Source organism: Streptomyces sp. CNQ329 (assembly GCF_000482585.1).
Map to the genome: position 1 here is coordinate 1 of NZ_AXVU01000079.1, position 9,090 is coordinate 9,090.

At 73.0% G+C, this 9,090-nt stretch carries 5 protein-coding genes; all 5 read right to left on the bottom strand.

What is annotated here, in order from left to right; all coding sequences use genetic code 11:
* Positions 1-3,521, bottom strand: a 3,521-nt coding sequence (locus I003_RS0128170) for a type I polyketide synthase (RefSeq protein ID WP_158689034.1), incomplete at its 3' end; no start/stop codon positions are given.
* A 124-nt stretch (positions 3,522-3,645) separates the two neighbouring features.
* Positions 3,646-4,317 carry a DedA family protein gene (locus tag I003_RS0128175; protein ID WP_027774543.1) on the bottom strand — a complete coding sequence of 224 codons (672 nt, stop codon included), beginning with the start codon at positions 4,315-4,317 and terminating at the stop codon, positions 3,646-3,648.
* Positions 4,318-4,413: 96 nt separating this feature from the next.
* Positions 4,414-4,920, bottom strand: coding sequence for an allene oxide cyclase barrel-like domain-containing protein (locus I003_RS0128180; RefSeq protein WP_027774544.1), 507 nt, complete (start codon positions 4,918-4,920; stop codon positions 4,414-4,416).
* 213 nt (positions 4,921-5,133) lie between these two features.
* Entirely contained in the window at positions 5,134-6,636 is a 1,503-nt protein-coding gene (locus I003_RS0128185) for an FAD-dependent monooxygenase (protein WP_027774545.1), read from the bottom strand.
* Positions 6,637-6,704: 68 nt separating this feature from the next.
* Positions 6,705-9,090: SDR family NAD(P)-dependent oxidoreductase (locus I003_RS0128190; protein WP_027774546.1), on the bottom strand; the 2,386-nt coding region annotated here is incomplete at its 5' end.

Below are 9,090 nucleotides of genomic sequence, written 5' to 3' on the forward strand. Positions count from 1 at the left end.
CCGATGTAGACGCCGGTGCGGCTGCCGCGCAGGCTGTCCGGGTCGATCCCGGCCCGCTCACACGCCTCCCACGACGTCTCCAACACCAGCCGCTGCTGCGGATCCATCGCCAACGCCTCACGCGGCGACACACCGAAAAACTCCGCATCAAAATCACCCGCATCATGCAAAAACCCACCATGACGCGCATACGACTTCCCCGACCTACCCGGATCAACGTCGAAAAGATCCGACCCCCAACCCCGATCCGACGGAAACTCCGAAATCCCCTCACCACCGGACCACACCAGATCCCACAAACCCTCCGGCGACGTCACACCACCCGGATACCGACACGCCATCCCCACCACCACCACAGGATCATCCGCATCCACCTCGACGGTGGTGGTCACGACGCCGTCGTCGGCGCCGGTGAGGCGGGCGTGCAGGTGGGCGGCGAGGCGTTCGGGGGTGGGGTGGTCGAAGAGGACGGAGCTGGGCAGGTCGAGACCGGTCGCGTCGGCCAGCCGGTCCCGGAGCGTGACGGCGGAGATCGAGTCGAAGCCCAGGTCACGGAAGGCGCGCCGCACCTCGACGGCGGACGCGTCGGAGTACCCGAGGACGCCGGCGGCCTCGGCCACGACGAGCGCCAGGGTCCGCGCCTGCCCGGCACCGGTGGCGGAGGCATCGCCGGAGGGGGTGGCGGGAGCCGTCGCGGCGGAAGAGTCGGACGTGTCCGCATGCCTCGTGTCGGGACCGGCAGCCGGGGGCAGCGCCGCGGTCTGCCGCTCCCCCGTCAGCCAGTGGCGCTCCCGCTGGAACGCGTAGGTCGGCAAGTCGACATGTCGGGCGCCCGTGCCCTGGAAGACGGCGGACCAGTCGACGGTCACGCCGTGCAGGTGGGCCCGTACGACCCCCGTCAGCACCTCGTGCCGCTCGGTCGCGCCGCCGCGGCGCAGCGGTACCGTCACCGCGCCCGGCAGGCACTCCTTGGCCATGGCGGACAGGACACCGTCCGGCCCGATCTCGACGAGCGTGGTGACGCCGGCGGCGCCCAGCCAGCGCACGCCCTCGTGGAAGCGGACGGTCCGGCGGACATGCCGCACCCAGTAGCCGGGGTCGCAGACCTCGTCGGCGCCGACTTCCCGGCCGCCGAGGTTGGACACGATGGGGATGCGCGGCGGGCGGAAGTCCAGCTCGCCGGCGACGGCGGCGAAGTCGGCGAGCATGCCGTCCATGTGCGCGGAGTGGAAGGCGTGGCTCACCCGCAGCCTGCGCGTCTTCCAGTCCCGTTCTGCGCAGACCGCGGCCATGCCGTCCACGGCGTCGGCGTCTCCGGAAACGACGGTCGCCGCGGGGCCGTTGACCGCGGCGATGTCCAGCCCGGAGAGGGCGTCCGGCCCGGTGAGGAGGGCCTCGACCTCGTCGGCGGGCGCGCGGACGGACAGCATCGCACCGCCCTCGGGCAGCGCCTGCATGAGCCCGCCGCGGGCCGCGACCAGGCGGCAGGCGTCGGGCAGGGTGAGCACGCCGGCGACGTGGGCGGCGGCGAGTTCGCCGATGGAATGGCCGGCCACCACGTCCGGGCGCATCCCCCAGCTCTCCAGCAGCCGGAAGAACGCGACCTCGAAAGCGAAGAGCGCCGGCTGCGCGTAGACCGTGCGGTGCAGCTCCGGGTCGTCGTCGGCGAACATCACGTCGCGCAGGGGCCGGTCGACGTATGGTGCGAGCGCGACGTCGAGCGCGGTGCACAGCTCGTCGAGCGCGGCACGGAACACCGGCCAGGAGGCGTGCAGTTCACGGCCCATGCCGGCGCGCTGGCTGCCCTGGCCGGCGAAGAGGTGCGCGACGCGGCCCTCCCGGGGGGTGCCGCGCAGGATGCCGGAGGCGGGGGTGTCGTCGGCGAGCGCCGTCAAGCCGTCGAGCAGGGAGTCGAGCGTCCCCCCGGCGGCCGGTGCCGTCGCTTCCGCGGGCGTGAGGGCGGGGAGGACGGCGGCCCGGTACTCGAAGGCCGAGCGGGTGGTGGCAAGAGCGCGGGCGACGTCGACGGGAGGGGCGACGTCGCCTCGCGCGGTCAGGTGGTCATGCAGCCGGCGCGCCTGGGCCCGCAGGGCGGCGGCGCTGCGGCCGGAGAGGAGGAAGGGCAGCACGCCGGCCACAGTGACGGGCGCTTTCGCCGCGTCCCCGGCGGCCTGTGCGGGATCGGTTCCCTCCCCTTCCTCGTGGCTCTGCACCGGCGGTTCCGCCACCACCACGTGGGCGTTCGCCCCGCCCATCCCGAACGAGCTGACCCCGGCGATCAGCCGCCGGCCGTCGTGAGGCCAGGGCCCGTGCTCCTCCTGCACCCGCAGTCCCAGGTCGGCGAGCGGGATCGCGGGGTTGGCGGAGCGGAAGTGCAGGCTGCGGGGCAACTCCCGGTGGTGCAGGCTCAGCAGCGTCTTGATCAGGCCGGTGATGCCGGCCGCGCCCTCCAGGTGGCCGACGTTGGTCTTGGCGGAGCCGACGCGCAGCCGCTCGCCGTCGGCGCGGCCGGCGCCCAGGGCCTCGCCGAGTGCCGTTGCCTCGACGGGGTCCCCGATCCGGGTGCCGGTGCCGTGCAGCTCGACGTACTGGATGTCGCCGGGGGCGACGCCGGCGCGCTCGCAGGCCAGGCGCAAAAGGTCGGCCTGGCCCCGGGCGCCCGGGGTGGTGAGGGTGTCCGTGGTGCCGTCGTTGTTGACGGCGCTGCCGAGGATGACGCCGAGCACCCGGTCACCGTCGTCGAGCGCGTCGGAGAGCCGCTTGAGCAGGACGAGGCCGCCGCCCTCGCCCCGTACGTAGCCGTTGGCGCGGGCGTCGAAGGTGTGGCAGCGGCCGTCGGGCGACAGCGCGCCGAACGCCTCGGTGATCTCGTAGCCGTCGGCCGTGAGGTTGAGGTTCACGCCACCGGCCAGGGCGAGGTCCGACTCTCCCCGCAGCAGGCTTTCGCAGGCCAGATGGACGGCGGTGAGCGAGGAGGACTGCCCGGTGTCGACCGACATGCTGGGGCCGGTGAGGCCGAGGAGGTACGAGACGCGGTTGGCGATGATGCCGCGGTGCAGGCCGGTGGCGGTGTGCTGGCCGACGGCGGCCGGGCCGAACTGCTGGGTGAGCCGGGCGTAGTCGTCGGCGATGGCACCGACGAACACCCCGGTGCGGGTGCCGGCGAGCGACGCGGGCACGATACCGGTCCGTTCCAGCGCCTCCCAGGCCAGCTCCAGCACGAGGCGCTGCTGCGGGTCCATGGCGGCGGCCTCGCGCGGGCCGATGCCGAAGAAGGCGGGGTCGAAGAGGTCGACGTGGTCGAGGAACGCGCCGCTGCGGGCCTTCCCCGGCTCCTCGTCGCGCGCGTGCAGGTCCGGGCGCCCGTCGGGGAGCCCGGTGACGGCGTCGCGGCCGTCGCGCAGCAACTCCCAGAATGCTTCGGGTGTGTCGGCCTGCGGGAGACGGCAGGCCGTTCCCACCACGGCGATGGATGCCGGGCCTTCCGGTCGCGCGAGGGCCTGGGCCGCCGGTTCCGACACTGTCCACACTCCGATCCGTCGGGCCCGGCGGGCCCGCGGAGGCGATGCCGGGCGCTGTCATGGCTCATGCTGGGCGGCTGGGCTAAAGAGGCCCTAACCGTGGGCTGAGTGCCCTACTTGCAGGTCATGCGGACTCGGCCGGGGCCTCGCGCCGCTCCTGGCGCCGGGCCCGCAGCCGGACGACGACGAACCGCACGACGAGCACGAGGAGGAGGCCGCCGACGACGGCGGTGAACCCGTTCGCGTACTGCTCCACGGTGTCGTGGCTGCTGCCGACCGCGTAGCCGGCGGTGAGGAGGACGAGGTTCCACAGCAGCGAGCCGATCGCCGTGTAGGCCGCGAAGAGCGGCATCGGCATGCGCTCGATACCGGCGGGGAGCGAGACGTAGCTGCGCACGATGGGAATCAGCCGGCCGATCAGCACGGCCTTGGCACCGTAGCGGCCGAACCATCCCTCGGCGCGGTCGAGGTCGGACTCCTGGACCAGCGGGAAGCGGATGAAGATGGCGCGGGTACGGCGTCTGCCGAGGAGCGCGCCGACGTAGTAGTGGAGGACGGAACCGACGACGGACCCGATGGTGCTCCAGCACACGAGAGCGAGGAAGTTGAGGTCGCCGAGGCGGGCCGTGTACCCGCCGAGCAGCAGCACCAGCTCGCTGGGCACGGTGGGAAAGAGGCTTTCCAGACCGGTGGCGATCGCCACCCCGGGTGAGCCGAGGTTCTCCATGAGGTCGGTGGCCCAGTTGCCGGAGCTGTCCGCCGAGGCGGCGGCCCACACCTGAGGTTCGAAGGTCATCGCACTTCCCGGGCTCTCCTGGTCGGGTTCGGGCAGGAACGACCGGCGGGCTGTGCCCGCCGGTCTCAGCCCGTCGTTCGGCTGCGGCCCGCGACGTCAGTCGCAGAGCGCAATGGAGTTGAAGGACTCGGTCTCGCTGACGAGGGTCCACGACAGCTCGCCGATCTTGCCGGCGTAACGGCCGCCGGTGCCGTACGCCGGGAGCTTCTGCTCCTTGCCCGAGGCCAGCGCGGTCAGATTGACCAGGCCCGCGACGTGAATGGTGCCGTCGTCGAGGGTGTACTCGGCGGCCGAGAAGGAGTACAGCTCTCCGGTCTCGGCGTCCTTCTTGATGATGATGCCCTTGATGTCGTTGGTCCCGATGCGGTTGCGCTGGTCGTCCAGCACCGCGTCCTCGGTGATCACGACATCGCCGACGCTCGGACCGGTCGGAGCCGTGTCCTTGGTCTCGGTGGTGACCAGCTGCTCGATGAACGAGATGGTCACGCACTCGGCCTTGTGGTCCTCCGCGGCGTGGGCCTGGGTCGCGCCGATGGGCACGGTCAGCGCCAGGGCGGCGGCCCCGGCGGCGGTCAGCCGGGAGGGGAACTCTGTCGGGCGCACTGCTTTCCCTTCTGGTGGTGGTACTGCTGGGCGAAAGCGCCGGGCACCGCTCAGCAGAGCAGGCACCGGCGCCGTGGCGGCCATGCTGTGCCGTTGGCCTAAAGCCGCCCTTGGCCGGTTCTCACGCCCGCTCCGGCGGTGCCGCCCCCCGGAGACCGCGGCGGCATCTGCTTCCACCGCGGTCTCCGGATGACGCGACACCCGGCCGGCTCGTCAGCCGGTCGGGGCGCCGAACCAGGTGCGCAGCGCGACACGCAGCTCCTCCTGGCCCCAGCCGTCGCCGTCGTGCCAGGCGACGCAGCCGTCCGGGCGCAGCAGCAGGGTGCCGGGCAGCTCGGGTACGGGCTGGGCGCGGACCACGTCGATCCGGTCGGCCCACCCGCTCTCTTCCTGCGCGGAGGCGTCACCGGACAGGTCGAGCAGCACGCCGCGGCCGGACTGCAGCGTCTCAGCGACACCCATGTCACCGGCCGCGGTCTTGATCTGCACCTGCGGCAGCCGCCGGCCGAGCAGCCGGTCGCCGTCGGCGGGCTCCGGCACGCCCTCGTAGGCGAGGGGGACGGCGGGGCCCAGGTTCGTGACGATCTCGGCAAGGAAGACGTTCACGTCGTCGAACTTCAGGAACTCGCCCATCATCTCCCGCATGTAGCGGGCCAGCGGGCGCGGGTAGAGGAGGGCGAGCTGCGCCTGGATGTTCATGCAGGCGAGCCGGCCCGCGAGGTGCCGCTCCACGTGGTACGAGTCGAGCAGGCCCTCGGGCGCCCAGCCGTGGACCTCTGCGGCGATCTTCCAGCCGAGGTTCACCGCGTCGCCGATGGCGGTGCCGAGGCCCTGGCCGTTGTACGGGTAGTGGACGTGCGCCGCGTCGCCGGCGATGAAGACGCGGCCCTTGCGGTACTGCTCCGCGTTGCGGGTGACGATCGAGTAGTGCTGCAGCCAGTGCGCCTCGGTGGCCTTCAGCTCCTTGCCGGTCAGCCGCTTGACCGCGTCGCCAAGCTGCTCCAGCGTCGCCGGGCCGTCCTCGAACTCCGGCGGCTCGGTGGAGAACTCCGCGCTGAACACGCGCATGACGTCGGGGCTCAGCGGGGCGCCGAGGAACTGGTCGCCGTTTTCCGTGTAGGACAGCCCGTACTGCTCGCGTGCCACGTCCTCACGGTTGATCGCGACGTCGCCGACGATGCCGCGCACGATCACCCAGTCGTCGCCGACGTAGTCGATGCCGGCCTGCTTGCGGACGACGCTCTCCCGCCCGTCGCACCCGACCAGGTACCGGCAGCGCAGCCGCTCCTCACCGGCGTCGGAGGTGAGCGTCACGGTGACGCCGGACCCGTCCGGGTCCTCCTCGAAGCCGGTCAGGCGGGTGGCCCAGCGCAGGTCGACGCCCAGCTCGACGGCCCGGTCGATGAGCACCTTCTCCAGCCGGGACTGGAGCACCATGTGGGTGGGCTCACGCGGCCCCTGCACCTTCTCGAAGGCAAGGCGCAGGTCCGCGAACCGCACCTCGGGGAAGGTGACCGTGCCTTCCCGCAGCCCGGCGGCCAGGCCCCGCTGGTCCAGCATCTCCAGCGTGCCCGCGTTGATCGCCATGGCCGGAGCCTCGGCGCGCTGCGTGGGGTGAATGTCCACAAGGACCGCGGGCACGTCACGCATCGCCAGCTCGCAGGCGAGCATCAGACCGGCGGGCCCGGCGCCCACAACGACGACCGGCTCACTCATAAAGGCTCCTTCGGAAGGTACGAACGTACGTCGGTACGGGGCGCGTTGCCCGGGTCGGGCAGGGCGCGTCACCGGGCCGCGGCCCCGGCCGCTGGTGCGGGGGAGGTCTCCCCCTCGTCGAGCGTGGTCATCAGATAGGCCGCCAGCGCCTGCGGCGTGGGGTTGTCGAAGATGGCCATCGGCGGGATCTGCAGCCCCGACACGGCCGCGACCCGGTTGCACAGTTCGAGGGCCGTGAAGGAGGAGAACCCCAGCTCGGTGAACTGGGCGTCGGGAAGGATCTCCGTGGTGTCCTCGTGCCCGAGGACCTCGGCGGAAGCGTCCCGCAGCACCGTCAGCAGCAGCTCCGCACGTTCGGCCGCGGTGGCGGCGTCCAGCCGGTGGCGCAACCGGGCCGCGACCTCGCCGAGGTGTCCGGGATCGTCGCCTCCGGGCTCCGGACCGGCTGCCTCTGCCGCCTCGGCACCGTCGGCCCCGGGGATCGCGCGCAGCAGGGAGCCGGCGGTCCCCCGGTCGGACTGCTTGACGTAGCGGTCCCAGTCGACGTCGACGAGCACGGGAGCGGCCGACCGGCCGGCGACGGCGCGTACCAGCAGCCGTGCCGCGGGCCGCGGCGCCATGGGGCGGATGCCCTGGTAGCGCAGGTGCTTTCCGGCCGGGGTGTCCGCCGCCTCCGGGTCCTGCCACGGGCCGCAGGCGACCGAGGTGACGGGCAGGCCGCGCTCGCGATACGTCTGGGCCAGCGCCCCCAGGTGGGCGTGCACCGCGCCCTGCGCGCCGAAGCCCGCCGCGCCGAGGGTGGCGACCGCGGAGAAGCAGTGCACGAACGACTCCAGCCCCCGGTCGAGAGTCAGCTCGCAGAGGTTGGCGAGGGACTTCGCGGCCGGGTCGAGCAGCCGGCCGATCTCGTCGGCGTCCACGGCGCCGACGACGTCGTCGAGTTCGGCGGTCACGTGCACGACGGCGGTCAGCGGGTGCTCCGGCGCGACGGAACGGACGAGCGCGGCGACGGCGTCGCGGTCGGTGAGGTCGACGGCGGCCACCACCGGTTCCGCACCCGCCTCACGCACCTGCGTGACCAGCGCGGCTTCCTCGTCCGTCCCGGGTCCGGTGGCCAGCAGCAGGTGCCGTACCCCTTCGCGCACGAGCTGAACGGCGACCTCTTCGGCGAGCGCGCCGTCCGCCCCGGTCACCAGTACCGTGCCGTCCGTGGCGCGCAGCCACGGCTCCGTGGCGGCGGCGAGGTCGGCCGGCCGCAGCCGGCGGGCGAAGAGCGCCCCGGACCGGACGGCGACCTGGTCCTCACGGGCGCCCGGCCGGCCCTCCCGGCCGGCCAGCACCGCCCGCAGCCGGTCCCGCACGCCCCGGTCGCCGACTCCGTCCGCGGGCAGGTCGGCCAGGCCGCCCCAGCGCTCGGCATACTCGGCGGCGAACGCCTGCGCCAGGCCCCAGATCCGGGCCTGCGCGGGGTCCGCAAACGGGTCCTGCGCGCCGGTCGCCACGCCGCCCGCGGTCACGAACCACACGGGTGTCTGGGCGACCGCGTCATCGAGCGCGTGGAGCAGTGCGGCGGAAAGTTCCAGCCCGTCCGGGCCCGGCCGCGCCACATCGGCGAACGCCAGCAGCGACAGCACGCCGGCGAGCCGGGGCCCGCAGGAGCCCAGGGCGGCGCGCAGCCGTCCGGCGAACGTCGTACGGGCCATCTCCCGCTCGACGGTGACGACTACTGCACCGGCTCCGCCCTCTTCGAGCGCCGTCAGCACGGTCCGTACGGCCGCCCGCTCCTCGGCGCCCTCGGGGACCAGGACGACCCAGTCGCCGTCCAGCAGGGGCGGCGTGCGGTCGTCCAGGGCCTCCCAGCCGAGGCGGTGACCCCAGCCGCGCTGCCGGCGCCAACTGACGAGCGAGGGCAGCACGGACTTCCACGCCGTGACGTCGGGGTCCCGCACGCCCATCGCGGACAGCACCCCGTCCAAGTCCTCGCGCTCCAGTGCGTCCCACAACTCGGCGTCGCCGGGGCGGGCGTCGGTCGCCTTGGCCGGGTCGGCGCGCAGCCAGTAGGGGCGGTGTTGGAAGGGGTAGGTGGGCAGGCTCGGTAGGGAGCTGTTGGGCTGGGGGAGGTGGGGGGTGAGGTCGGTGGGGTGGTGGTGGGTGTGGAGGTTGATGAGGGTGGCGAGGTGGGTGTGGGTTTCGTTGGGGTGGTGGGGGGTGGTGTGGGCGTTGGTGGGGAGGTGGGGGGTGAGGGTGGGGTGGGGTGCGAGTTCGGTGAAGAGGTTGATGTTGTGTGTTTCGGTGAGGTGGGTGATGCCTTGGTGGAAGTGGACGGGTTGGCGGATGTGCTGGGCCCAGTAGGCGGGGTTGTGGTGTTGGTCGGTGGTGGCGGGCAGGCCGGTGGTGTTGGAGATGACGGGGATGTCCGGCTCGCCGGGGGTGTGGCGGGTGAACAGTTCGGTG